The organism is Pseudomonas sp. NPDC078416, from assembly GCF_050268485.1.
Taxonomy (GTDB): domain Bacteria; phylum Pseudomonadota; class Gammaproteobacteria; order Pseudomonadales; family Pseudomonadaceae; genus Aquipseudomonas.
Genome location: NZ_JBNNGV010000029.1, coordinates 26,318 through 51,473, shown reverse-complemented (window position 1 = coordinate 51,473; position 25,156 = coordinate 26,318). Strand labels below are relative to the sequence as shown.

General features: G+C 60.6%; 21 protein-coding genes and 2 pseudogenes. 7 read left to right on the top strand and 16 right to left on the bottom strand.

The features are described from left to right. Positions 1-5: 5 nt before the first annotated feature. From ACQKEN_RS20920 to ACQKEN_RS20910, 3 genes are all read right to left on the bottom strand, one after another. On the bottom strand, positions 6-989 hold the full coding sequence (locus ACQKEN_RS20920) for a DUF58 domain-containing protein (protein ID WP_427688408.1): 984 nt from the start codon (positions 987-989) through the stop codon (positions 6-8). Then, the gene (locus ACQKEN_RS20915) at positions 959-1,876 is read right to left on the bottom strand and encodes an AAA family ATPase (RefSeq protein WP_122538460.1); all 918 of its coding nucleotides are present in this window, start codon (positions 1,874-1,876) and stop codon (positions 959-961) included. Before ACQKEN_RS20915 ends, ACQKEN_RS20920 begins: the two co-directional genes overlap by 31 nt. A 280-nt stretch (positions 1,877-2,156) precedes the next feature. Further along, the gene (locus ACQKEN_RS20910; protein WP_037009450.1) at positions 2,157-2,435 is read right to left on the bottom strand and encodes a hypothetical protein; all 279 of its coding nucleotides are present in this window, start codon (positions 2,433-2,435) and stop codon (positions 2,157-2,159) included. A gap of 172 nt (positions 2,436-2,607) precedes the next feature. Between ACQKEN_RS20910 and ACQKEN_RS20905 the strand changes: the two genes are divergently transcribed. Then, a complete protein-coding gene (locus ACQKEN_RS20905; RefSeq protein WP_427688405.1) occupies positions 2,608-3,669 on the top strand; it encodes a patatin-like phospholipase family protein in 1,062 nt (353 codons plus the stop codon). Positions 3,670-3,953: 284 nt separating this feature from the next. Here the strand turns inward: ACQKEN_RS20905 and ACQKEN_RS20900 are convergent, their stop codons facing one another. The 7 genes from ACQKEN_RS20900 to ACQKEN_RS20870 form a co-directional block, all read right to left on the bottom strand. Continuing rightward, a complete protein-coding gene (locus ACQKEN_RS20900) occupies positions 3,954-4,643 on the bottom strand; it encodes a response regulator (protein WP_427688403.1) in 690 nt (229 codons plus the stop codon). A 63-nt stretch (positions 4,644-4,706) separates the two neighbouring features. Next, positions 4,707-7,364: a DUF4118 domain-containing protein gene (locus ACQKEN_RS20895; RefSeq protein WP_427688401.1), complete on the bottom strand. Its 2,658-nt coding sequence runs from the start codon at positions 7,362-7,364 to the stop codon at positions 4,707-4,709. Positions 7,365-7,767: 403 nt separating this feature from the next. Continuing rightward, a complete protein-coding gene (kdpC, locus tag ACQKEN_RS20890; RefSeq protein WP_427688399.1) occupies positions 7,768-8,334 on the bottom strand; it encodes a potassium-transporting ATPase subunit KdpC in 567 nt (188 codons plus the stop codon). Between the two features lie 64 nt (positions 8,335-8,398). Continuing rightward, positions 8,399-10,396, bottom strand: coding sequence for a potassium-transporting ATPase subunit KdpB (gene kdpB / locus ACQKEN_RS20885; protein WP_427688430.1), 1,998 nt, complete (start codon positions 10,394-10,396; stop codon positions 8,399-8,401). Between the two features lie 85 nt (positions 10,397-10,481). After that, positions 10,482-12,176, bottom strand: coding sequence for a potassium-transporting ATPase subunit KdpA (gene kdpA, locus ACQKEN_RS20880; RefSeq protein ID WP_427688397.1), 1,695 nt, complete (start codon positions 12,174-12,176; stop codon positions 10,482-10,484). Positions 12,177-12,181: 5 nt separating this feature from the next. Next, positions 12,182-12,277 carry a K(+)-transporting ATPase subunit F gene (gene kdpF, locus ACQKEN_RS20875; protein WP_037009437.1) on the bottom strand — a complete coding sequence of 32 codons (96 nt, stop codon included), beginning with the start codon at positions 12,275-12,277 and terminating at the stop codon, positions 12,182-12,184. 911 nt (positions 12,278-13,188) lie between these two features. Beyond that, complete coding sequence (locus ACQKEN_RS20870) at positions 13,189-13,338, bottom strand: hypothetical protein (protein WP_427688395.1); 150 nt, start codon at positions 13,336-13,338, stop codon at positions 13,189-13,191. Between the two features lie 120 nt (positions 13,339-13,458). Between ACQKEN_RS20870 and ACQKEN_RS20865 the strand changes: the two genes are divergently transcribed. The 3 genes from ACQKEN_RS20865 to xopAW all read left to right on the top strand — a co-directional run bounded on the left by ACQKEN_RS20865 (position 13,459) and on the right by xopAW (position 16,374). Continuing rightward, positions 13,459-14,211: a response regulator gene (locus ACQKEN_RS20865; protein ID WP_133771586.1), complete on the top strand. Its 753-nt coding sequence runs from the start codon at positions 13,459-13,461 to the stop codon at positions 14,209-14,211. Next, entirely contained in the window at positions 14,208-15,287 is a 1,080-nt protein-coding gene (locus tag ACQKEN_RS20860; RefSeq protein ID WP_427688393.1) for a sensor histidine kinase, read from the top strand. Before ACQKEN_RS20865 ends, ACQKEN_RS20860 begins: the two co-directional genes overlap by 4 nt. A 289-nt stretch (positions 15,288-15,576) precedes the next feature. Beyond that, positions 15,577-16,374 carry a XopAW family type III secretion system calcium-binding effector gene (gene xopAW / locus ACQKEN_RS20855; RefSeq protein WP_427688391.1) on the top strand — a complete coding sequence of 266 codons (798 nt, stop codon included), beginning with the start codon at positions 15,577-15,579 and terminating at the stop codon, positions 16,372-16,374. A gap of 195 nt (positions 16,375-16,569) precedes the next feature. Here xopAW and ACQKEN_RS20850 read toward each other — a convergent pair. Further along, a pseudogene (locus ACQKEN_RS20850) lies at positions 16,570-16,826 on the bottom strand (hypothetical protein); the annotation flags it as partial. A 413-nt stretch (positions 16,827-17,239) separates the two neighbouring features. On the opposite strand from ACQKEN_RS20850, the gene ACQKEN_RS20845 reads away from it, so the two are divergent. Further along, positions 17,240-18,211 carry a carbon-nitrogen hydrolase family protein gene (locus ACQKEN_RS20845; RefSeq protein ID WP_427688389.1) on the top strand — a complete coding sequence of 324 codons (972 nt, stop codon included), beginning with the start codon at positions 17,240-17,242 and terminating at the stop codon, positions 18,209-18,211. Between the two features lie 526 nt (positions 18,212-18,737). Beyond that, entirely contained in the window at positions 18,738-19,646 is a 909-nt protein-coding gene (locus ACQKEN_RS20840; protein ID WP_427688387.1) for a LysR substrate-binding domain-containing protein, read from the top strand. A gap of 35 nt (positions 19,647-19,681) precedes the next feature. On the opposite strand, the gene ACQKEN_RS20835 is transcribed toward ACQKEN_RS20840, so the two are convergent. Then, positions 19,682-20,623: a cupin gene (locus ACQKEN_RS20835; protein WP_427688385.1), complete on the bottom strand. Its 942-nt coding sequence runs from the start codon at positions 20,621-20,623 to the stop codon at positions 19,682-19,684. 142 nt (positions 20,624-20,765) lie between these two features. Here ACQKEN_RS20835 and ACQKEN_RS20830 point away from each other — a divergent pair. Beyond that, a pseudogene (locus ACQKEN_RS20830) lies at positions 20,766-20,984 on the top strand (transposase domain-containing protein); the annotation flags it as partial. Between the two features lie 192 nt (positions 20,985-21,176). Here ACQKEN_RS20830 and ACQKEN_RS20825 read toward each other — a convergent pair. The 4 genes from ACQKEN_RS20825 to prpF form a co-directional block, all read right to left on the bottom strand. Continuing rightward, complete coding sequence (locus tag ACQKEN_RS20825) at positions 21,177-22,391, bottom strand: MFS transporter (RefSeq protein WP_427688383.1); 1,215 nt, start codon at positions 22,389-22,391, stop codon at positions 21,177-21,179. Positions 22,392-22,529: 138 nt separating this feature from the next. Then, a complete protein-coding gene (locus ACQKEN_RS20820) occupies positions 22,530-23,270 on the bottom strand; it encodes a transporter substrate-binding domain-containing protein (protein WP_427688382.1) in 741 nt (246 codons plus the stop codon). Positions 23,271-23,272: 2 nt separating this feature from the next. After that, on the bottom strand, positions 23,273-23,977 hold the full coding sequence (locus ACQKEN_RS20815; protein WP_427688380.1) for a TerC family protein: 705 nt from the start codon (positions 23,975-23,977) through the stop codon (positions 23,273-23,275). Between the two features lie 18 nt (positions 23,978-23,995). Beyond that, positions 23,996-25,144, bottom strand: a complete 1,149-nt coding sequence (prpF, locus tag ACQKEN_RS20810) for a 2-methylaconitate cis-trans isomerase PrpF (RefSeq protein WP_427688378.1) — start codon at positions 25,142-25,144, stop codon at positions 23,996-23,998. Positions 25,145-25,156: the final 12 nt, after the last annotated feature.

Genomic DNA, 25,156 nt, shown 5'->3' with positions numbered 1-25,156 from the left:
GCCTTTCATGCCCGCACCCCATACAGCGCCAACTGGCGCAAACAGGCTTCGCGGTGGGCATCGCCACTGTCCACCGCCGAGATAAAACCGGGAAGGCGAAGCGCGAACGGCTGCTGACGTTGCGACAATTCCAGCACCCAGTAACACAGGCGCGACAGCCGCTCTTCGATATCCCCGCCCAGGGCCATGAAGTCCAGACACAGGTCGTGGCCGCTGAGGTCGCTGAACTCCTTGACCATCAACCCCTGCCCTCTCGACCAGGCTTTCCAGTGCATCCGCCGCATCGAATCGCCCGGCTGCCACAGGCGCAGGCCCTGATAATCATCGACGCCGGGGCCTGTCGTCGCGTGGCCGTCGTCCTCGGCATGGGGTTGCACGCCTTGCAGCAGCGGCATGGTGCCAGCCACTGGCTGCGGGTAGATCAGCACGGTCTGTTCCAGATCCAGCCAGCTCCAGGCGCGAAAGATCCCCAGCGGAAACACGCTCTCCACGCGCAAACGCGGGGCCCGCATCCAGCCGCGTTTGAGCGCCGGCAAGGTCAGGCCGACTTCCACCAGACGCTCGGCTTCAACGTCGGTCTGCTCCAGTTGTTCGCTGTCCCAGCCCAGGGCAATCGCCTGATGGCCATGGCCGCTGCTTTCCAGGCGCAGGCGCAGTTGCACCGGCTCGCCAACGAACACCGAACGCGCGTGGCCGCCACTCAGCACCAGCCCGCTGATGTTGCGGTAGGTGTGCAGGATGGCGAGCACACCCACCGACAGCATCAGGAAGGTGAGGCCGTAGGCGAGGCTGTTCTGATAGTTGATCGACACCAGCAGCAACAGAAAAAGAATGAGCGCGTACGTGCCGCCGACCCGGGTTGGCAAGATGAAGATTCGGCGGTGATCCAGTTCGACCCGCGACGCCGGGGGAATGCGGCGTCCCACCCAGCGCTGCCAGACCGGTTTGAAGCGTTCGATCACAGCACCGGCACCTCGCGCAGTAGCCACTGGACCAGCGCGCCGCCGCCATGCCCGGTCGGGTCGGTACGTTCGCGCAGGCGGTGGCTGATGACGGCGGGCAGAATCGCCTGCACGTCTTCGGGAATCACGTAATCGCGTCCGGCCAGTAACGCCCAGGCCCGCGCCGCCGACAGGATTGCCAGGCTCGCGCGGGGCGACAGGCCATAGGCAAATTGCGGCTGGCTGCGCGTGGCATCGACCAGCCTCAGCACGTAATCGACGAGGGCGTCACTGGCCCGCACCTGTCGAGCCTGCTGCTGGAGCAAAGCGAGTTCGGCGTGGTCCAGCAACGGCTCGATGCGCGGCAGCAGATCACGACGGGATTCCCCCAGCAGCAGGGCCTTCTCCGCCGACCGCGCCGGGTAGCCCAGCGACAGGCGCATGAGAAAGCGGTCCAATTGCGATTCCGGCAAGGCGAAGGTGCCGCCCTGGCTGAACGGGTTCTGGGTGGCGATGACGAAAAACGGATCGGGCAGCAGACGGGTCGCGCCTTCGATGGTGACCTGACCCTCTTCCATGGCTTCGAGCAGCGCGCTCTGGCTCTTGGGCGTGGCGCGGTTGATTTCGTCGGCCAGCACCAGCTCGGCGAAGATCGGCCCGGGGTGAAAGGTGAACTGCCCGGTGTCGCGATCAAAAACGGACGTGCCAAGGATGTCGCCCGGCAGCAGATCGGAGGTGAATTGAATACGCTGAAAGCTTAAGCCCAGCACCCGCGCCAGGGTGTGGCTGAGGGTGGTTTTGCCCATGCCGGGCAAATCTTCGATCAACAGGTGACCGCCGCCCAGCAGGCAGGTCAGCGCCAGGCGAACCTGCGGTTCCTTGCCCAGCACCACTTCGTTGATCGCGTTGAGACACGCATCCAGTTTTCTGCCCATCGGAAGGCCTCCCCAGGCGACTGCTCATGGCTTATAGGACTGCAGACAATGCCAGACGTGCAGCCACTGTAAGGTCAGCGTAGGCCTTTTCGCTAGAGCGGGAGGGAGGGATTCATCAGGGTGGAGCGAAACAGGACTGTAGGCGTGAGCTTGCTCGCGATTCGCGTTATCTCAGCCAGCTCGATGGCGACTGACAGCATGCTTCGCGAGCAAGCTCACTCCTACAGGAGTATCGGGTGCGGCCGCAGGCACATTGTGCCCGCGCAGACGTGAGTCGATTTCAGCGACCCGCGCGGGACTCGCGGATATAGAAACGGGCTTTCTCGGCTTTCTCGGAGCAACCCTCGAACGCTTCGAACTGCTGCTGGGTCTTGGCGCCGGTCAGCAGCGACAGGGCCTTGGAGTAGCTGACCGTGCCGGCGAAACCTTCGGCCTTGGCCAGATCGAGCTCGTGCCAGGCTCCGTCAAGATTGGTGGCGCAGCTGTCGCGGTAGGCCGTTTTGCCGGCGCAACCGGTGAGAACCAACGCCAACAGGGGCAGGCAGATCCAGGCTTTCATGGGTGTTACCTCAACTAAGGAAATCGACGATGCGGCTTTGATGGTGCGGCGCTGCAAAAGTGCCACAGCGGGGCGATGCACGATACCCGTTTCGCGCCGTTGGCGTTACGCTGGTGTGTGATGAATCGGCTGCCTGGCTGGCCGCCTGAACGCTGACAACGGGAAACCGCACATGAATAAACGCATCGCGCTGGTCCTGGGCTCCGGGGGCGCCAGGGGTTACGCGCACATCGGCGTCATCGAAGAGCTGGAGCATCGCGGCTACGACATCGCTTGCATCGCCGGTTGTTCCATGGGCGCGGTGATCGGCGGGATCTATGCGGCAGGCAAGCTGCCCGAGTACAAGGCGTGGATTGAAAGTCTGGATTACCTGGACGTGTTGCGGCTGGTGGACGTGAGTTTCCGGCTGGGGGCGATTCGCGGTGAAAAGGTGTTCGGCAAAATTCGCGACATCGTCGGCGAGATCAACATCGAGGACCTGCCGATCCCCTACACCGCAGTGGCCACGGACCTGACCAACCAGCAGGAGATCTGGTTTCAGGAAGGCAATCTGCATTCGGCAATGCGTGCTTCGGCGGCGATCCCCAGCCTGTTTACCCCGGTGGTTCAGGGCAATCGCACGCTGGTCGATGGCGGATTGCTGAACCCTTTGCCGATTGTGCCGGTGGTGTCGAGCCATTGCGATTTGATTGTCGCGGTCAACCTCAACTCCACGACCCAGAAGCATTACACCTTGCCGGTCATCGAGCGTCCTCCGGCGGTGAAGAAGCGTTTCGACGGCTTGATGAGTTCCATCGGCTCGCACCTGCCATTCCGCCGCAAGCTGGACCTGACCGGCCAGGACGGTTTGCGTCTGGCCCAGGAGCGCCTGAAACCCAGCGCTGCGGTGTTGACGGGCAATCCGTGGTTGATGGCCGACATTAAATCCGCCGACCCCCAGGGTCAGCAACCCGCCGCCGCGCCCACCCAGCCCGGCGCGCCGAGATCGGCCAGCGGCTCGATCATCATCGACAACGTCGGCCCGGCCTCACTGCTGGATTTGATCAACCAGAGCTTCGAGGTGATGCAGACCTCCCTGGCGCAATACAAAATCGCCGGCTACCCGCCGGACATCCTGATCAACGTGCCGAAACGCGTGTGCCGGTTCTTCGAATTCTACAAAGCCCCGGAGCTGATCGCGCTGGGGCGGCAGATTGCCAGGGAGACGCTGGATCGGTATGAGCAGGAGCATTGAAGGCGATTGAGGTGAGTCAGGTTTGAAGAGGTCGGCTGACACATCGCATTCGCGGGCAAGCACGCTCCTACAGGTTTTGCAGCGGGTTCGGGCTCAAGGTCGGACCCCGACCTCCTGTAGGAGCCGGCTTGCTGGCGAATGCGGTGAACCAGATGTGAAGATATTGGCTGACACACCGCTTTCGCCAGCAAGCCGGCTCCCACAGCGGATTTGCGTCAGCTCACCAAACGGGAGCGCTGCGGCGCCAATCCCATGGGGAATCTGCGTTTGCGATCCTTCGGTGATCACGCATTCATCAACCGGTACCCAACCCCTGCTTCGGTGACGATGTACTGCGGTGCCGCGGGGTCGTCGCCCAGTTTCTGGCGCAGGTGACCTACCACGATGCGCAGGTAATGGGTGTCTTCGACGTGGGTCGGGCCCCAGATGTCCTTGAGCAGTTGCTGCTGGGTGATGACCCGCCCGGGATGCCGCGCCAGTTGCGCCAGCACCGCGTATTCCTTGCGGGTCAGGGCGACTTCGGCATCGCCCAGCGACACCCGGCGGTAGGCCAGATCGATGTTCAGCGGGCCAATGACCACGGCTGATTCCACCTGACCGCTCTCCGGCGCCTGGCGCAGCAGTGAACGAATCCGCGCCAGAAACTCCTGAATGCCGAACGGCTTGGTCACGTAATCGTTGGCGCCGGCGTCCAGCGCGCGAACCTTCTCGCCCTCGCTGGCACGCACCGACAGCACCAGCACCGGCACCGTCGACCACTCGCGAAACTGGCTGAGCACCTCCTGCCCGTCCATGTCCGGCAGGCCCAGGTCGAGCACCAGCAAATCGGGTTTATTCAGCGCGGCCTGAGTCAAGCCATCGCTGCCGGTTCCTGCTTCCAGCACTTTGTAGCCTTGTGATGCGAGGCTGATGCGCAGGAACTTGCGAATCTGCGGCTCGTCATCGATCACCAGAATGGTTGCCGTCTGGCTCATGGGTGTCCTGTCATGAATGAAAAGGTCGGTAGCAAACGGACATTAGCGTAGCGCAAAGCGGGTTCAGACCGCCTGGTCCATTTCCGCCTCGGGCTGCGCCTGCAATGGCAAGTGCAGGCTGATGCAGGTGCCGCGACCGTCGATGCCGTCGTCCACGCTGATCCGTCCGCCATGGGCGCCGACCATGCCCTGACAGATCGCCAGACCCAGCCCCGTGCCCTGCCCGCCTCGGTCACCCCGCGCGGCGGTGTAGAACATGTCGAAAATCTTTGCGCGCTCATTCTCCGGTATCCCCGGCCCCTCATCACTGACGGCGAAGACGATCTCTTCATTCTGCACACTGACCGCCATCTGCAGACGACCATTGACCGGCGAGAAGCGCGCGGCGTTTTCGATCACGTTGATCAGCGCCTGCTCGATCAGTGCGGCGTGGACATACAGCAGCGGCAGCTCCGCCGGCAACTCGGTCATCACCTGCAGCGGCGCAAGCACCGCGCGCAGGCGATTGAGGGCGCTGCCGACGATGTCACCCGGCGAGACCCAGTCCCGCGCCAGTTTCAGCGCACCGTGACCGAGGCGCGTCATGTCCAGCAGGTTCTGAATGTAACGGTCCAGACGCTCGGCCTCGTCGCGGGTGCCTTCGAGCAACTCGCGACGGTCTTCCAGCGGAATCGCCTCGCCCAGCGCCAGCAGGCTGTCGATGCTGCCGCGCATGGCGGTCAGCGGCGTGCGCAGGTCGTGGGACACCGAGGCCAGCAAGGCGCTGCGCAGTTGTTCGGTCTCGCCGTGCAAACGCGCGGCTTCCAGGTCCTCGGCCAGCCGCGCCCGCGCCAGGGCCTGACCCAGTGGCTGACTCAGCGCCGTGAGCAAACGTCGACGCTGAGGCGTGAAGGTCTGGCCCTGTTTCGCACGAATGCCCAGCAACGCCAGCGGCGCATCGTCGACCCACAACGGCAGCCACCACCAACTCCCCGACGGCAGCGTGCCGGTGCCCTTGCCCGCCGGTTGCCCGTGCTGCCAGGCCCAGTCCGCCGCCGCGCGCTCGAATTCGGAAAACTCCAGCGACCCGCCCACTTCGACCTTCCAGCCCTGTTCGCGATCGTTGTCCAGCACGCACAGCTGCAACTCGCTCCAGCCGGCCAGGTGATGATCGGCGGCGCTGAGCACCGCCTGACGATCCGTGGCGGCGGTCAAACGGCGGGACAGGTCGAGCAGTTCGCTGGTCTCCTCCTGAGTGTCGCGCAGCGCTTGCAACTGGCGGCGCTGGCGAGCGGCGAGGTTGCCGGTCAGCGCGGCCATCAGCAGAAAGAACAGCAGCGTCAGCACGTCTTCTTCGCGCTGGATGCTCAGGGAAAAATTCGGCGGGATGAACAGAAAGTCATAGGCCAGAAACGACAGCACCGAACAGACCATCGCCGGGCCGACGCTGCTGCGCACGGCCACCAGCAGCACGGCGGCAAGAAAGACGAGGGAGATATTCGGCAGCGCCAACCAGCTGGACACTGCCCAGGCCAGGGCGCTGGCGCCGACCGTCGCAACCAGCGCCAGGACGTAATCGAACCAGACCAGATTGCGCGGCGAAGTGGATTGCGGCTGGTCAGGGCGCGACTCGCTGTCGAGGACGTTGATTTCCAGGCCGTGGGCATTACGCAGCAGACGCGACGCCAAGCCGCCCCCCATGACACGACGGCGCATCGAAGGCCGCGACTGGCCGACGAGTACCAGACTGGCGCGGCGTTCGGTGGCGTGTTGAATCAATGTCTTTGCCACTTCCGGCGCCCGAAGCACCACCACTTCCCCGCCGAGGCGTTCGGCCAACTGCTGGGCGTTCTGCAAACGGCTGCGCGCCAGCTCATCGAAAAAGCGCCCGTTGTCGACGTGCACCAGACTCCACGGCAGATGCCGACGTTGGGCGACCCGGCTGGCGTGGCGCACCAAGCGCTCGGCCTGGGCGTCGCCATCGATGCCCACCAGCAGGCGACCGCGCACGGCGGGCGCCGACTGACCCAACTGCCGATAGCCCAGCGCCAGGTCGTTGTCCACTTGGGCAGCGGCGGTCTGCATCGCCATTTCCCGCAGCGCGGTGAGGTTGGTCTGGGTGAAGAACGCATCGATGGCGGCGCGGGCCTGCTCCGGCACGTAGACCTTGCCGTCGCGCAGCCGCTCCAGCAGCTCCCGGGGCGGCAGGTCGATCAGCACCAGTTCGTAGGCTTCCTGCAACACCCAGTCCGGCAGGGTCTCGCGCACCTGCACGCCGGTGATGCCGCGCACCTGATCGTTGAGGCTTTCCAGGTGCTGAACGTTGACCGTGGTGTAAACGTCGATCCCCGCCGAGAGCAGTTCCTGAATGTCCTGCCAGCGTTTGGCGTGGCGACTGCCCGGCGCGTTGGAGTGGGCGAGCTCGTCGACCAGCACCAGTTTGGGTTTCGCCGCGAGCAGACCGTCCAGGTCCATCTCTTCGAGCATGACCCCGCGGTATTCGGAACGGACCAGGGGTTGCTGGGGCAAGCCGCCCAGCAGCGCTTCGGTCTCGGCGCGGCCGTGGGTCTCGACGACCCCGGCCAGCAGCGAAACGCCCTGGCGCATCTGCGTGTGCGCGGCCTGGAGCATGGCGTAGGTCTTGCCCACGCCGGGCGCCGCGCCGAGAAACACCTTCAGCCGCCCGCGATCGTCCCGGGCAAGGTTGACCAGCAAAGCATCGGCGCGGGTGGTTGAGTTCACGAAGGTTGTCCTGATCCATTGGATGACGGTTAATCGTTGGTTATCGCCCAATCAGAGAGGCGTCACAGATACATATCCTGGCCGAGGCCAATTGTAGGAGCGCGCTTGCCCGCGAAGGGGCCGGCACATCCGACGTTTCTCTATCGTCCGTGCCAAAGTCTTCGCGGGCAAGCGCGCTCCTACAGTCCGGTGTGCGCCACAGATGTCTGTCCCGGCCGAGATCCAATTGTAGGAGCGCGCTTGCCCGCGAAGGGGCCGGTACATCCGACATCCCTCTATCGTCCGTGCCAAAGTCTTCGCGGGCAAGCGCGCTCCTACAGGTGCGGTGTGCGCCACAGATGTCTGTCCCGGCCGAGATCCAATTGTAGGAGCGGTATGCGCGACAGATGTCTGTCCAGCAGCCTCAGTTCACCACTTTGCCAGACGGTAACCGATTCAGACCCAGATTCAAGTCCAGCACGTTCACCACCGGCGGGCCGATCAGCGAGGTCTGTGTATTGTCCGCCACCAGTTTCTGTACCGATTCGCGCGGCAGGTTACGCGCCGCTGCGATGCGGGCCACCTGGTACTGCGCCGCAGCCGGGGACAGATGCGGGTCCAGGCCGCTGCCGGAGGTGGTCAGCAGGTTCAGCGGCACCGGCCCCTGGCTGTCGACTTTCTCTTTGGCGGCATCATCGGCCACTCGCGTCGCCAGCGCCGGATTACTCGGCGCCAGGTTGCTTGCGCCGCTGGAGACGGTGGCATAGGCCCCGGCAGACGGACGCGGATGAAACCATTCTTCGCCGGTGAAATTCTGGGCGATCAGCTCCGAACCGATCACTTTTTCATGGTCGTCGTACACCAGGCTGCCATTGGCCTGATCCGGGAACGCCAACTGGGCGACGCCGGTCACCACCAGCGGGTAAGCCACGCCGGTGATCAGGGTCATCAGAACGATCAGGCTCACGGCCGGACGCAATACACTGGACATCATTCATTCCTCATTCGAAGTGAGCGCCGCGCGGGATCAGTCACCGCGCAGCGCAATCAGTGCGTTAAACCAGGTGCAAAGCCGTCAACAGGAGGTCGATCGCCTTAATGCCCACGAACGGCACGACAATCCCGCCCAGCCCGTACACCAGCAGGTTGCGGCGCAGCAGATGCGCAGCGCTCGCCGCCTGAACCCTTACGCCCCGCAGCGCCAGCGGAATCAGCACCACAATGATCAGCGCGTTGAACACGATCGCCGAAAGGATCGCGCTCTGCGGACTGGCGAGGTGCATGACATTGAGCACGCCCAGTTGCGGGTAGATCGAAGCAAACAGCGCCGGCAGGATGGCGAAGTACTTGGCCACGTCGTTGGCGATTGAAAAGGTCGTCAGGGCGCCGCGGGTCACCAGCAATTCCTTGCCGATCTGCACCACGTCCAGCAGCTTGGTCGGGTCGCTGTCGAGATCGACCATGTTGGCTGCTTCCCGTGCCGCCTGGGTGCCATCGTTCATCGCCATGCCGACGTCGGCCTGGGCCAGCGCCGGGGCGTCGTTGGCGCCGTCGCCACACATCGCCACCAGACGCCCGTCGTTTTGTTCCTGACGGATGCGCTCCAGTTTCTTCTCGGGGGTGGCTTCGGCCAGCACGTCATCGACGCCCGCTTCTGCCGCGATCGCTGCCGCCGTCAACGGGTTGTCGCCGGTGACCATGACCGTGCGAATGCCCAGCTTGCGCAGTTCTTCAAAACGCTCGCGAATGCCCGGCTTGACCACGTCCTTGAGGTGAATCGCGCCCAGCAGTTTGCCGTCGCCGCAGACCAGCAACGGCGTGCCGCCGGTCTTGGCGATCTTGTCGATTTCCCGCGCCAGTACCGGCGGCAGGTCATTGCGGTCACGGCCGAGGAATTTCAGCAGCGAATCCACGGCGCCCTTGCGATACACGCGGCCCTCGAAGTCGACGCCGGACAAACGGGTTTCCGCCGTGAACGGCACCGGCGTCAGCTGGCTCGGCGCCGGCTCGGTCATCGGGTGCTGCCCGCGCAGGTATTCGACGATGGACTTGCCTTCAGCAGTGTCGTCCGCCAGCGAGGCCAGCAATGTGCCTTCGCTCAGCTCTTTGGCCGTCACGCCCGGCGCCGCATATACCGCCGCGCAACGACGGTTACCGAAGGTGATGGTGCCGGTCTTGTCCAGCAGCAACACGTGCACGTCACCCGCCGCCTCTACGGCACGGCCGGATTTGGCGATCACGTTGAGGCGCACCAGGCGGTCCATGCCGGCGATGCCGATGGCCGAGAGCAGGCCGCCAATGGTGGTCGGAATCAGGGTGACCAGCAGCGCCACGAGGAACACCAGTGGCAGGTTACCGCCGGCAAAATGCGCGAACGGCTGCAGGGTCACGACCACCAGCAGGAAGATCAAAGTAAGGCCGATCAGCAGAATGTCGAGGGCCACTTCGTTGGGGGTTTTCTGGCGCTTGGCACCTTCGACCAGCGCGATCATGCGGTCCAGGGTCGATTCGCCGGGGTTGGCGCTGATGCGCACCAGCAGCCAGTCGGACACCAGTCGGGTGTTGCCGGTGACGGCCGAACGGTCGCCGCCGGACTCACGGATCACCGGCGCAGACTCACCGGTAATCGCCGCTTCGTTGACTGCCGCGATGCCTTCGATCACCTCGCCGTCACCCGGAATCATCTCCCCGGCTTCGACGCGCACCACATCACCCTTGCGCAGGGTGCTGGCGTTGACCATCTGGTAACTGCCGTTTGCGCCCTGGATCCGCGCTTTCAATCCCTCGGTGCCTGCTTTCAGGCTGTCGGCCCGCGCCTTGCCCCGCCCTTCGGCCAGCGCTTCGGCGAAGTTGGCGAACAGCACGGTGAACCATAGCCATACGGCGATCTGCACCGCCACGAAGGTCGGCACGGCCGGGTCGGGGATCAGGCACAGAATCGTGGTCAGGATGGCGGTCAGTTCCACCACCAGCATCACCGGCGCCCGTTGCAACTGGCGCGGGTCGAGCTTGACGAAAGCCTGGACCAGCGCTGGCCGCCAAAGGTCAGCCATCGCTGTCTTCGCCGGTCCGGCCACGGTGGACGGCTGTTCGGGTGTCTTATTTGTCGCAGGGATCTGCATGTTCATGATTCGGTCCTCAGAAGGCCAGGCTCAAATGTTCGGCAATCGGCCCCAGTGCGAGGGTCGGCAGGAACGTCAGGCCACCCACCAGCAAAATGGTCACGGTCAACAGGGTCACAAACAGCGGGCCATGGGTCGGAAAGCTGTTCTGATTGAGCGGCGCGGTTTTCTTTGCCGCCAGACTGCCCGCAAGCGCCAGCACCGGCAGGATGTATCCGTAACGGCCGAGGAACATGCACAAGCCGAGCATCAGGTTGTGATACGTCGTGTTGCCGCTGAAACCGCCGAACGCCGAGCCGTTATTGGCCGTGGCCGAGGTGTAGGCGTAAAGCAACTGACTGAAACCGTGGGCGCCGGGGTTGCTCACCGCCCCCGCCGGGCCGGGTAACGACGCCGCCAGCGCACCGAACACCAGTACCCCGACCGGCATCACGATCAACGTCGCCACCAGCAACTTCACCTCACGAGCCTGCAGCTTCTTGCCAAGGTATTCCGGGGTGCGGCCGATCATCAGCCCGGCGAGGAATACCGCGATCAACACGTTCAGCAACATGCCGTAGAGGCCTGCGCCGACGCCGCCGAAGATCACTTCGCCAACCATCATGTTGGCCAGGGCGATCATCCCGGTGAGCGGGTTGAGGCTGTCATGCATGCCGTTGACCGAACCGTTGGACGCTGCCGTGGTGGTCGCCGCCCAGAGTACGGTGGCCGTGGTGCCGAAGCGGGTTTCCTTGCCTTCCATCGGCGCGGTCTGCTCAACCGAGGCAATATTCAGCGCAGGATTGGGCTGGTACTCGGCCCACATCGCCGTCGCGCCGCCAATCAGGAACAGCGCCAGCATGCAGGCGATGATCGCGCGGCTCTGGCGCATGTCCTTCACGTAATGGCCGAAGGTGAACACCAGCGCCACCGGAATCAGGATGATCGACACCAGCTCGAACAGATTGCTCCAGATGGTCGGGTTCTCGAACGGATGCGCCGAGTTGACGCCGAAGAAGCCACCACCGTTGGTGCCCAGTTGCTTGATCGCAATCTGGCTGGCGGCCGGGCCCAGCGGAAGGGTCTGGTCGGTACCTTGCAGGGTCACGGCGTCCACGTAATGGGCGAAGGTTTGCGGCACGCCCTGCCACACCAGCATCAGTGCCAGTACCAGACACAGCGGCAGCAGGCCGTAGAGGGTCGCGCGGGTCATGTCCGCCCAGAAGTTGCCCAGGTGCTGTGTCGAGCGGCGGCTGATACCGCGGCAGAACGCGACCAGTACGGCGATGCCGGTGGCGGCACTGACGAAGTTTTGCACGGTCAGGCCGGCCATCTGGCTGAGGTAGCTGAGGGACGCTTCGCCGCTGTAGTTCTGCCAGTTGGTGTTGGTGACGAAGCTCATGGTGGTGTTGAACGCCAGCGACCACTCCATGCCCGGCAGACCCTGTGGGTTAAGCGGCAGCGAGCCTTGCAGGAGCAGGATGGCGAACAGCACGACGAACCCGGCCAGGTTGAAGGCCAGCAGGGCAATTGTGTAGGTTTTCCAGTTGTGTTCGATCGCGGGGTCGACGCCGGACAGGCGATAGCAGATGCGCTCGACGGGACCCATGACCGGGGTCAGAAAGGTCCGCTTGCCTTCCATGACGTTGTAGTAGAACCGTCCCAGCAGCGGCGCGGGCAGTAGCACCAAGGCGAAAAACGCCAGTATCAGCAGGTAGTCGTAACCGTGCATGGCCGTTACTCCTCGACCCGGCCGGCGCGCAGGAGCGCAACCAGCAAGTAAACGAATAACCCTGCTGCGAGCAGCAGTGACACCCCATCCAGAACGCTCATGAAAAACTCTCCGTCATACGGCGACTGCCGTGTGGGGCAATTGTCTTCAGTGGGGGTGTAAAGGAACGAGAGCGACGGGGGGTGGGGGGCATAAAGAAAGCGTAAAGAGTGGTTGTTTTCGGGGCTCTGGAGGCTTTACGCGGTGTTTATATCCATTATCTGTGTGTGCAGTTATTAGGGTTCCGCCCTTACGGCGGGTCACTTTTGGCAAAAGCGCCCCAAAAGTAACTAAAAACGCTTTGCTCCTGGTTTGGCCCGACTTCGTCGGGTTCCCTCACTCCGACGACGCTCCGTGGACCCGCGCCGAACGGACATCCATGTCCTGACGGCGCTCTCGCCGCATCCATGCGGCTCGGCCCACTGCGCGTCGTCTACGTTCGGCCTGCACCCAAGTCGCGTTTCGCGGTGTCTGGGCTTTTTGCGTAGGAAGATCAAAAGCAGAGCAACGGCAAACGGCAAACGGCAAACGGCAAACGGCAAACGGCAAAAACGAGTTTTGTTGTGATGACTAGCGTTTGCACATTCTTTCTGACCGGATGCGATGCCCTGTAGGAGCCGGCTTGCTGGCGAACTCGGTCCGTCAGGTATGAATACATCGACTGACAGAATGCATTCGCCAGCAAGCCGGCTCCTACAGTGTGAGCTGGGTACAGTCAGTGGGACCGGCTTCAGCCGGGAAGCCGTTGATCTGCTTTAAAAGCGCTTTTGCGCTTCAAACACAAAAAGACCAGTCACCACCAATCGCGACTTGGGTGCAGGCTGAACGCAGGTCTTGCGCAGTGGGCCGAGCCGCATGGATGCGGCGTGAGCGCCGTCAGGACATGGATGTCCGTTCGGCGCGGGCCCACGGAGCAAGACCGGAGTGAAGGAACCCGACGAAGTCGGGCCCAACCGAGAGCAAGCACCCTTGGTTACTTGGGGATGGTGCGACTTTCGACTTTTCCAAGTAACTCGCCGAAGGCGAAACGGTCTGCCCCCAGGCAGACGCTCTTGATCTTAAGGATCTTGATCTTGATCTCGGCGTACTCAGCCACACCGCAGATGTACCTGACTTGATACATTCAAGACAATCCACCGACACCTGCCCCCTCCACCCTTCCGCCCCGCTCGCCAGCGAAGTAGCATGGCAGCGTCGACTCCTACCCGCGGCCCAATCGGCAGCACCACACGGCGGCAGCACCATGCAGACAACACCCGACAGCACCACCGCCACCGCGCCGAGCGAAGAGCGCCGCTGGAACACCCGCGCCCTGATCGTCGACGACGACATCCCCATCCGCGAACTGCTCTGCGACTACCTCGCCCGCTTCAACATCCACAGCACCGGCGTCACCGACGGCAACGCCATGCGCCTGGCCCTGACCGAAGACACCTACGACGTCGTCGTGCTCGACCTCATGCTCCCCGGCGAAGACGGCCTGTCCCTCTGCCGCTGGCTGCGCAGCACCTCCGACATCCCCATCCTCATGCTCACCGCCCGCTGCGAACCCACCGACCGCATCATCGGCCTGGAACTGGGCGCCGACGACTACATGGCCAAACCCTTCGAGCCCCGCGAACTCGTTGCCCGCATCCAGACCATCCTGCGCCGCGTGCGCGATGACCGCACCGAAGAACGCACCACCCTGCGCTTCGACAACTGGCGCCTGAACAGCGTCCTGCGCCAACTCACCGCGCCGGACGGCCTCGTCGTGCCGCTGTCCAACGCCGAATTCCGCCTGCTGCGGGTGTTTCTCGAACGGCCACGTCGCGTGCTCAACCGCGAACAACTGCTCGACGCTGCCCGGGGCCGCTCCATCGAAGCCTTTGATCGCAGCATCGACCTGCTGGTCTCGCGCCTGCGCCAGAAGCTCGGCGATGACCCGAAATCCCCGCAACTGATCAAAACCGTGCGCGGCGAAGGCTACATGTTCGACGCCCGGGAGATTGGTTGATCCGCTCGGCCGACACCCTGTTTGCCCGGCTGTTTGGCGGGGCGCTGCTGGCGATCGTCCTCGCCCACTTGCTGGCGTTCGTCTGGTTTCACTATTACGGCCCGCGCATGCCGCCTCCGCCCGACTGCGATCGGCCGATGGCCGGCCAGATGCAAGCCTCCCCCGAACGCGACGCTGCCGCCGAGGCAGACCGGAACGACAGACGCCGGCCGCCGTGCCGCCCGCCGATGCTCGGCATTCCGCTGGTGCCATTGCTGTTCCAGCTGATCAGCCTGGTGCTGGCCGCCTGGTTCGGCGCCAAGGCCCTGAGCCGGCCGATCCGCCGATTGAGCGAGGCGGCTGAACGCCTCAGCGAAAACCTCGACAGCCCGCCCCTGGCCGCCAATGGTCCGCGCGAGGCGCGGCAAGCGGCGCAGGCCTTCAACTTGATGCAGGAACGTATCCGCGAACAGGTGCAACAGCGCGGGCGGATGCTCGCCGCCGTGTCCCATGACCTGCGCACGCCGCTCGCGCGACTGAAACTGCGGGTCGAGCAGATCGACGAACCGCGGCTGCACGGGCAGATGACCCAGGACCTCAACGACATGATCGGCATGCTCGACGCGACCCTGACCTACCTGAACGAACAGCGCACCAGCGAAGCGCTGCAGTACTTCGACGTGCAGGCGCTGATCGAATCCCTGGCGGAAAACGCCCAGGACAATGGCGACGACATTCAGGCGAACGGCACCTGCCGGCCGCTGAAATCCCAGCCCATGGCCCTGCGCTCGTGCCTGAACAACCTCATCGACAACGCGCTGCGTTACGCCGGGCATGCCCGCGTGGAGATCGAAGACGCCAGCGATCGCCTGCGGGTCAGCGTCATCGATCACGGCCCGGGCATTCCCGAAGAACTACGGGAAGTGGTGTTCGAGCCCTTCTATCGCGTCGAGAGTTCGCGCAATCGCAACTCGGGCGGCGTCGGCATCGGCATGACCATCGCCCGGGAAGCCGCACGCCGAATGGGCGGCGACCTGCGCCTCGAGCACACCCCCGGCGGCGGCCTGACCGCGGTGCTGGACTTGCCGCGAATCTGACTCGACGCCGTCATCAGCGATGGGCTCGGGTGCGTTCGGTGGTACTGGCGATGGAGCCGATTGTGGGACCGGCTTTAGCCGGGAATTCGTCAGGCGTCACACCGCAAATATGACGGTGTTCGGACTGGCCTCTTCCCGGCTGAAGTCGGTCCCACTGAGCGAAGTCTCACGCAAGCGCCCACGTACGCTCGGCGGTACAAACCCAACACACCCACGACACGCCTTGCCCTGACGCTGCATAAGCCGGAGCACCGCCCCGGCATTATCCATCTGATGGGGAGTCAGTCCGATGATCACAGGCGTCAGCGGCAATAGCAGTTATTCCAGTTACACCAGTGCCAGCACGAGCAGCACCACCAGCACAGCCAACAGCAAGAAGTTCGCCGACGAGTTACTGAAGAAACTCGACGCCAATGGCGACGGCAGTGTCGATAAGGACGAGTTGAGCTCGGCGCTGTCCTCGGACTCCAAAGACGGCATTACCGTCAGCCTGAGCAAGGCGTTCGGCGATCTCGACAGCAATGACGATGACAGCCTCGACGCCGACGAACTGGCCGCCCTGTCCCCTCCGCCGCCGCCACCCATGCAGATGGAAGGCAGCTCTGCGGCGGATGACGCGCAAAACCTGCTGAGTGCGCTGGACAGCGACGGCGACGGTACGGTCAGCAGCGATGAACTCACCACCGCACTGAGCAGTTCGGGCAGCAGCGCCGACAGCAGTAAAGTGTTCGATGCCCTGGACACCAACAAGGACGGCACCGTCAGCCTCGACGAACTGACCGCCACCCTGCAGGCCCAACAACCGCCGCCTCCGCCGCCTGCCGAAAACGCCAGCGATCTGTTTAGCAGCCTGGACAACGACAGTGACGGCAGCATCAGCGCCGCCGAACTGACCAGCGCCTTGCAGGGCGCGACGAATTCCGCCAGTGCCTCGTCCAGCAGCCAGACCGCCTCTGCGCAAACAGCCACTTCGCAAACCACCACCCAGGCCACTGAAGCCCTGAACCGCATGGTCGCGGCCCTCAGTGACCGCTACAACCTCAACGGCAGCGCCACGTCCGGCAAGTACGTGAGCACGTCGGCCTGACGAAAAAAACCGCCGCCGAACCCAGCCCGGCGGCGGTTTTTGCAGGCGTGCCGGTTACTTGACCGGCTGACGCGCGCGACTGTCCGACGTCAGCTATCGTGGCCTCGCCCTGAACGAGCCCACCTCGCAGTGTCGGATCAGCTGATCGAGCCTATTCGACACTGTTTGTAGCGCAAGAAGTCGACGGTGTTTGCCTTACCATCGCTTTCGGTATTTGTGCTGCGCCCAGGTGTAGAGTCCCCGAGCAGTCCCTACATCATGATTGCCCCGAGAGGCAATAATCAGGTAGGCAAATTGAATCAGATCACCTATCGCCCCCCTGCCCGACCTATCCAAATGAAACCCCAGCATCCCCACTGCCCTGGGCCCATCTTGATCACACTTCAACGAATCGCCCACCCTGCGACCTGTTCATTCTGCTCACCGAATAGATGTCCCGGTGCCACTTCCAGCTCCCTCCCTGAGTGCACGATCAGCCCGTGCTCCTGCAGTGCCATAACTAGACCGTCAAACCATTATTCTCAATGGCTCCGTACTGATCGGTTACTTGCATAATCTTGCGCATTTGATCTGCGGGGGACTGGCACGTGACGCTGCAGCGGTTAGGATGTGATTCGAAGACAGACGCTTTACAGCAACTACTGTGCTTTCAAGGATTGAAAGATTTATCTATAACTAGTCGATACTCACTTAGCACTTTTTGAAATTTACATACCCACTATAAGAATGGGTTCACTCTACAGGCGAGGATACCCTCTGAGCGTAACGCTATTTTCTTATCATAGTCATCACCCCGTCCGGGCAAATTATTGATCAAGCGATTCTCTCTCGTGCGAGCCACCTCAACTCATTAAGGAAATATTCGATGCCATCCAGTTACACTAAAAATCTGGATTTATTAACGGTTGGGTTGGCACAGATTTCGCCCATCTGGCTTAACCGCGAAGCAACTCTTGAGAAAATAGTTGACTACATCGGACGTGCTGCAGAACAACAGTGCCACTTCGTCACGTTCGGTGAAGCCCTCTTGCCGGGCTACCCTTTCTGGCTGGAACTGACCGATGGAGCACGCTTCAATTGCTCGATACAAAAGGATATCCACGCTTACTACCTTAAGCAGGCAGTACAGATCGAGGCAGGGCATCTGGATGCCGTCTGTGCTGCTGCTGCCAAAAACAACATCGCTGTCATGCTCGGTTGTATCGAGCGGGCAGCAGATCGTGGTGGCTACAGCGTCTATTGTTCGCGGGTTCATATCGGGGCGGATGGCGTGATTGGTTCGGTGCACCGCAAATTGATGCCGACCTACGAAGAACGCCTGACATGGTCGCCGGGGGACGGACATGGTTTGCAAGTCCACCCGGTTGGATCATTTACTGTCGGCGGCCTCAACTGCTTTGAAAACTGGATGCCCCTGTCGCGTGCTGCACTGTATGCCCAAGGCGAAGATCTGCACGTCGCTCTATGGCCCGGCAATCTGCGCAATACCGACGACATCACGCGCTTCATCGCCAAAGAGGGGCGTTGCTTCACCATCTCCGTATCTGCTCTGATGCGGCGTGAAGACTTTCCATCCGATACGCCGCACTTGGACTTGATACTCGCAAATTGCCCAGAGATCCTGGCAAACGGCGGCTCATGTATTTCTGCGCCAAATGGCGACTGGGTCATTCCGCCAGCCGTCGGTGAAGAGTGCCTGCTGGTCGCGACGCTTGATCGCAATGAAGTGCGCCGTGAGCGGCAGAACCTTGATCAGGCTGGGCATTATTCGCGGCCTGACGTGACGCGGCTTGTCGTCGACCGGCGCCGTCAAAATGTTGTGTCGTTTGAAGATTGATATGACCTGAACGAGCAAGCAGGAGGTCTGTTTAACGGGGCAATGAGTCGGAGGAATGCCGGTTATTCCGGATGATGGGATTGTGCTCGTGCGCAGCGCCGCATCCCATGGAGATAAGACCGTGGAACTGCTGGCGCGCGCGATGCGGCGCTCGTTTCGGTTATGGCCGGAGGACTGCTTACCGTTGCACTGTCCCATATCATTGCATGATTATTTCGCCTAACAGCGCCTATGAGCGCGAGTTAGTCATGCTGTATAGGCATAACACCAGCCGTCCCAAGTTGGTCGCCATCCTGCAGTCAGCGTTGCAAGACGCCCAGGCTCTGTACGAAAAATGATGCTGCACACCCCATGGCGCGAGCCAGCGAGACCATCGCGGTAAGGTGACTTCACTGAACGCTTGCGATGGGATACCCTTCCGAGATGACCAAGGCTGAGCCTCAGAAGCAAACGAGTTTTCCAATCGATTTTAAGGCTCAAGTGCCCTTACAGGCGGGCTAGCGACACCGAAAACAGAGAGGCGCACTTGGACTACCTAGCAGCACTGACCGCTTTCGTAGAGTCTGCCGATGGGAATAGCTTCTCCAAAGCAGCAGAGCGTTTGGGGATAAAAGCTTCTACAGTTTCACGTTACATCAAAGATTTAGAGCAAGACCTCGGCATTGCACTTTTCAATCGATCAACACGAAAACTTGCATTGACGGAAGGTGGGCAAACGTTCTTGTACCATGCCCGAAAAGTTCTCTTTGAACTGTCAGAAGCCAGGGCGGCAACGTCCGCTCTCAATCAAAATCCCCGAGGGAGATTGAAGGTTAGTCTGCCGCCTGCTTTTGCGCGTCATCATATACTCCCTCTAGTAGGCGAGTTTATTGAGCGTTACCCAGACATCACGCTAGATCTCTGTATTGAGGAGTCACAAGTCGATCTGATCGCCACTGGGATCGATCTTGCGATTCGAATTGGCAGGCTAGCCAACTCCAATCTCAAGGCGAGAAAGCTGGCTGAGGTCAAGACTTTCCTATGTGTGAGCCCCGAATTTGCAACGCGTCATCCTCAACCGGATTGCCCTGATCAACTGCCCGTCGACATGATGATCATCGGACCCCAGTGCCCCGATGCGGTGATATTTGCCAACGACAACGGGCAGGTTTCGTTGCCCGTTAGTGCAGTGCTTTGGATAAATGACCTTGACGCTCAGCTCATCGCGGTAAGCAGCGGGTTGGGAATGGCATTGCTCCCAGATTGGCTTGCCAGCGCCAGTTTGCGCGATGGTCGACTGGTGCGTTGGCTGCCTGATTGGGAGGTCAAGGCCTCACATGAATCTGGTGCCATCTGGTTTGTATATCCGCCGAAGCGCATCGTTTCTTCGAAGGTGCGATGCTTCATTGATTTCATTGCTGATCGCGTGGTTGACCCGCCCGTGTGGCAGCGATGATTCCCGGTATGAGCTAGTCATACCGGGAGTCCATTTTAGCTGAACCTAATATCGAGTGATCGCAGATATGTCTGTAGACCTGCATCCTGAATCGGGATCAGAAATGCTTCGCGATCCGACTCGTTGAAGTGAGCATGCCAATAGCCAGGTGGTGTGACGAACGCAAGCCCTGGTGTCCAATCTACGCGTTTTGGATTGCGAATATCGCCATTTTCGTCCAGTTCAGTACCTACAAGCGAATAGCAGCCGGTTGGGCAATCAATGATGAAGTCCAGGGCGATGGATTGGTGCCGGTGGGGTTTTTGGATCGAGCCGCCTGGGAGGATGCCGTACATAGCCCACAGCACATGGGTCACTGTGCGTGTCTGAGGGAATTTGCTGTTACCAAGCAGGATGCTGACGCGGCTGCGATCCTGTGCACGTGGATCATCAGCGGCTTCACGAAGCTTTGCAGATGCGACATCCGCAGGGTAGAGAGTCGGGGTGAAGCGGTCTTCACTTCTGCTCACGCCTAAGTAGCGAAGAAGAGGCTCATCATGTACCCAGTAGAATCGTGCGTCCGCCGACGCCTTGAGGATTGTGCTGTTCATCCCTGGCAGGGCAATAAAACAACCTTTCTTCCATTCAAATGCCTCTTCACCGTACGCAAGGCTGCCGCTACCATCGATTACATACAGAACCTGTGAAGTCGCGTTGGGCGCCAATGTGATGCCATCGCCAGCGTTCAGTCGAATAAAACTAGCGCAAAGACCTGGGCCGGTTGCGGGGCCTTCACACTCCAGTTTTTCGCTCAAATCGAGAGCAACTGTTCGAGATGGGCCCGAATCATAGAGCGAAGCAGGGAAACTCTGGTACGGGATGCGGGTGATCAAGTTTGCGCTGATCGGATTTGCCGCTTTGCTGTATTCGAAGTATTCGGCATCGATCTCATGGGGAGATACTTCCAGGTTTGAATGCGGTTGAATGGCACTGTTCATAATGTGGTCTCGTTTGGGGTCTCATCATCAGCACGCTGCAGGAGCCAGCACGCCACGGTGGATTCAATATACGAGTCTAGTAAGGCGCTATGAAGAACCGCCCCTGCACATCACTTGTGTGCAAAGGGGTGTTTGCCTTGGTATCGATAACCATCAGATCGAACAGCGTCCACGCCCATGAGCTCTTGGACGCAAGAATTGGCTCTCTGTCGGGTCGTTAAGGAGCGCTGATGAGCCTGATCCAATCGGCCAAGCTTAACGGGCATGATCCGTATGCTTATCTCAAAGATGTGCTGATGCGGCTGCCGACGCGACGGGCAAGTAAGATCGACGAGTGCTGCCGCATAACGGGTTGCCATAATTGCTGGGGCAAAAATCAGCAATCCGTCCTGGGTCAGTTTTCAATCAACGTTAGCCGTAGTTTGTAGATTCATTTATAAAAATGAAGTCAGACCCAAATTGTTTTGAACTGTCTGGCCCCTATTCTGCCGCTGACTGCCGCCCAGATCGCGAGATCTGTGTCCAGGTTCTGCCAGAAATAGAGGTAGAGCAATTATGGGCGGAGATCACCGCGTCCAGTGTCATGGCGTTTGGAGTAGGAGGCACCCATCAGATAGAAGCATCCGCCCGCAATGATAAACACCGCGAGCATATAAAACATGAAATGCGCCGACTGCGATGCCAGGGCAAATCCGCACAACACCGGCCCCAGCGCACCGCCTAGGCTGGACAGGTTTTGCGCGCCGTAGTACATGCCGCGCAAATGCTCCGGCGCGATGCGGTCGATGAACATATACTCCGCCGGGAACACGATGACTTCCCCCACAGTAAATATCGCCACTGCCAACGCCCAATGCAGCACACTGGTGGACAACGCAAAACCGACGACGCCCAGCAGAAATAGACTGAAGCCCGCTGTCAGCCACTGATTCAAATGCTCATTGGTAATGCGCTTGCCCACAATGTACTGCAAGCAGATCACCACCGTAGCATTAACCGCTACAACCGTGCTGATGACCTGGTAGGTAAATTCTGGTGTGCTTGTTGTCACTAAGTATTGCGAGATGTAGCCGGTGAACTGGCCGAATGCAACAGCGCTCAACGCCCCGCCAACAGTGAAGCAGACCAGGCGATAGTCCTTGAGCAGAATGCGCCCTACAGCAACGAACGACACCGGGGCATTGGCCGGGTCGGCGGAACTGAGGCTCCTGTCGCCCCAGACCATATAGGTCAGGAAGAAGCCGAGGCCGAATATCGCAGACATCAAGAACGGCAGTTTCATATCCATGTGCGCGAGCCCAGCGCCAATGAACGGCCCCACCGCGTAACCAATGTTGATTAGTGTGTAGCGCACCGAAAATACTTTGCCGCGTTCGGCTTCCGGCAACAGTTTGCCGAACGCGGCCTTGACCACGATATCGATCACAGAATAGGCGAAATTGAAGGACACCAGAAACAGGAAAAATAGCCACAGGTGCGCCGTGACGCACATACCCACGAAGCCTACGGTGAAAAAACCCGTGAAGCTCAGGATCAATCGATAGCTGGAGATTTTGTCAGTCAGATATCCGCCATAAAGGCTTAGCAACGAGCCGACAAGCATCGCACCGCCCACTACCAGACCGATTTCGCTGACGCCCAATGTGAAGGTAGATGACAGATAAATCACCATATACGGCAAGGTAATGGCGCGCCCCAGTGTCAGAAACAATGCAGCCGACAGCAGCAGATTGACCGAAAACGGGTAGTGCCTGAAGGCAGCGAGCATCTGAGTTGCTTCCTGTATTCGGCATTATTAAACGGTAAGCCACAGATAGTTACACATCCAATCTTTACTGGGCAGCGACCTACAAATAATCAGTTCGACCGCCTGAGGGCCCACGGCTGGATCAAGTGTTTTTTGGGTCTACCCCAGGTAGGGCTTAGCAACTCGCGCATCCTGCTCACCACTGTCGGCCAGCGCTTTGGCAACGAGTCCGCTCCGCAGACAGCGATTGATGAAGCCTTGAACATACTCAGCAGCAACCGCTCTCCCTTTCGGAACAGCCATCGCCTGACGAATTTCCGTGAAGTTGTCCCTTAACACCCTCACGCCTGTCGTACTTTGGGCGAAGCGCTCCAGCGGCTGACGAACACCTGCAACTGCATCGAGGCCGAGCTTCAAGAACTCATCAACGGCGGCGGCTGAAGTGGTCGCTCGAACCAACTCGGCATTTTCCAACGTCCGGGACAAGAACAGGTCATAGGCCGCTCCCCTCCCCACTGCGATCCTGCAGCCACCAGCGTCCAAGGCAGACGCGAGCTTAAACTTGCTTTCCGTTCGCACCAGATAGGTTCCATCGATGCAGACGTAAGGGCTGGAGAAGGAGATTTTCTCAGCTCTGACTGGTTCATTGGCGAGGAACGCAAGATCCCAAGCCCCGCCCTCAAGTGCCGCAAAGACCTTGCCGGCGACATCATAGGGCGTCAGGGAGACGGTAATATCAAGCTCATCAGCTAGTGCGTATGCCAATGCCACCGACACACCCGAGAGAACCTCGGTATGTTCATCACGCTTTGCCAAGACAGGATTGCCGAGGTTGATTGCGACCCGCAGCGGTCCCTGTGGAGCGATATCTTTTCGTACGGCGGCAAGATCAAATTCCACGTCTACTCACTCCTCTCTGTTTCTGATTTCTCACCCGCAGCTGCATTCGAACTGACAATGCATTTTCCGATGATCACCACCATTGCCACGCCGACGATGCCGGCACCGTAATGAGCCCAAGCGGGTACCGCCGGCACGCTTATATCGGTGATCGCCATGCTGCCCGCGATCCAACCGAGCAATGCAGCGCCAAGGCTGATGACAATCGGATATCGATCCATGAAATGCAGTACCAACTTGCTGCCCCAGATGATGATCGGGATGCTAATGACGATGCCAAAGATCACCAGCTCAATTTGCCCGCCGGAGGCCCCTGCTACTGCAACCACGTTGTCCAGGCTCATGACCGCGTCGGCAACGATGATGGTCTTGATCGCGCCCCAAAGCTTTGGGCTCGCCGACATGTTGTCATGTGCATCCTCACCCTCAGGAACCATCAGCTTGATACCGATCCAGAGGAGCAATACGGCACCAATCAGCTTGAGGAAAGGCAATTCCAACAGCTGAAGTGCGAAGAAGATCATCCCTATTCGCAATAGGATCGCGCCCAGCGCTCCGCCAATAATGGCGCGATTACGTTGTGCTTCAGGGAGCTTGCGACACGCCAGCGCGATGACAACCGCATTGTCGCCGCCCAGCAAAATATCGATGGCGATGATTTGCATCACGGCCAGCCAAAACCCTGGCGAGTTTATGAGTTCGATCAAAATGCGCTCTCCAGGCCGTCAGAGGACTTCAGGGACTCGTACCCAGCCTTCCATCAGCCGGCGAGCACTGCGGCTCATCACTGCTTTGTCCACACTCCAGCCACCATCTTCCAGGACGGTTTTCGCGCCTACTGCCACGCTGCCGGCGGTATGCCCCATACGAACTTGGCGATCCCCGATTTCGCCTACGATACGATTCACCAGCGTGCCATCCAGAGCAGCCGCGACGGCGACAGCGACAGCACCAGTACCCGTAATCGCGTGGTGCAACTTGCCCATCGACAGAATCCGGGCGATCACATCGATATCAGCTGGCTCGACGAACTTGCCACCGGCAGCCTGATAGCTCTGAGGCCTCGCAACAAAGCACAGCTTGGGCGTATGCGGACGCAGACGAGTTGCCTCTTCGGCGGTCGCGGCCAACCCCATCGCAACGGTGCAATGAGCACGGATAGTTTCACAGCGCGCCAGGAGCTCGGCATCGCCATTGACCTGATCCTGAGTTTCGGTACCGTTAAGACCCACCCGATCAGCCTCAAGGAAAATGGTGGGGTTACCAGCGTTCAACAACGTGACGGGCATAATGCCGATGCCTGGAATGTCCAGTTCATCGACGGCGTTACCGGTGGGCAGAATGCTGCCGTCCGACCCGCCAGGCTTGAGAAACTCCAGCACGATTTCAGCCGCTGGAAACCCCACACCATCGAGTACGAAGTCACCCTCCTCCTGAACCTCACCGTTGCGCATCGGCACGTGGGCGATGATTCGTTTCTGTATATTGGCCTGCCAGATACGGACAACGGCGATGCCATCACGAGGAGCATCCACCAAGCCTTCAGAGATCGCATACGGGCCGACAGCCGAACTCAGGTTGCCGCAGTTACCTGACCAGTCAATAACCGGCGTCTCGATGGCCGGAGCCCCGAACAGGTAATCAACGTCGCAATCTTCACGACTTGACTTACCGATGATCACAACCTTGCTGGTACTGGAGGTCGCACCCCCCATTCCGTCGATCTGCTTGCCGTACACATCCGGACTGCCGATCACACGGAGAAGGACGGCATCTCGCTCTTGGCCAGCAGGCGGCAGATCCTTGTCGAGAAAGAACACGCCCTTACTGGAGCCGCCACGCATGTAAACGGCTGGAATACGTCTTTGAGTCATTTGATATCTCCT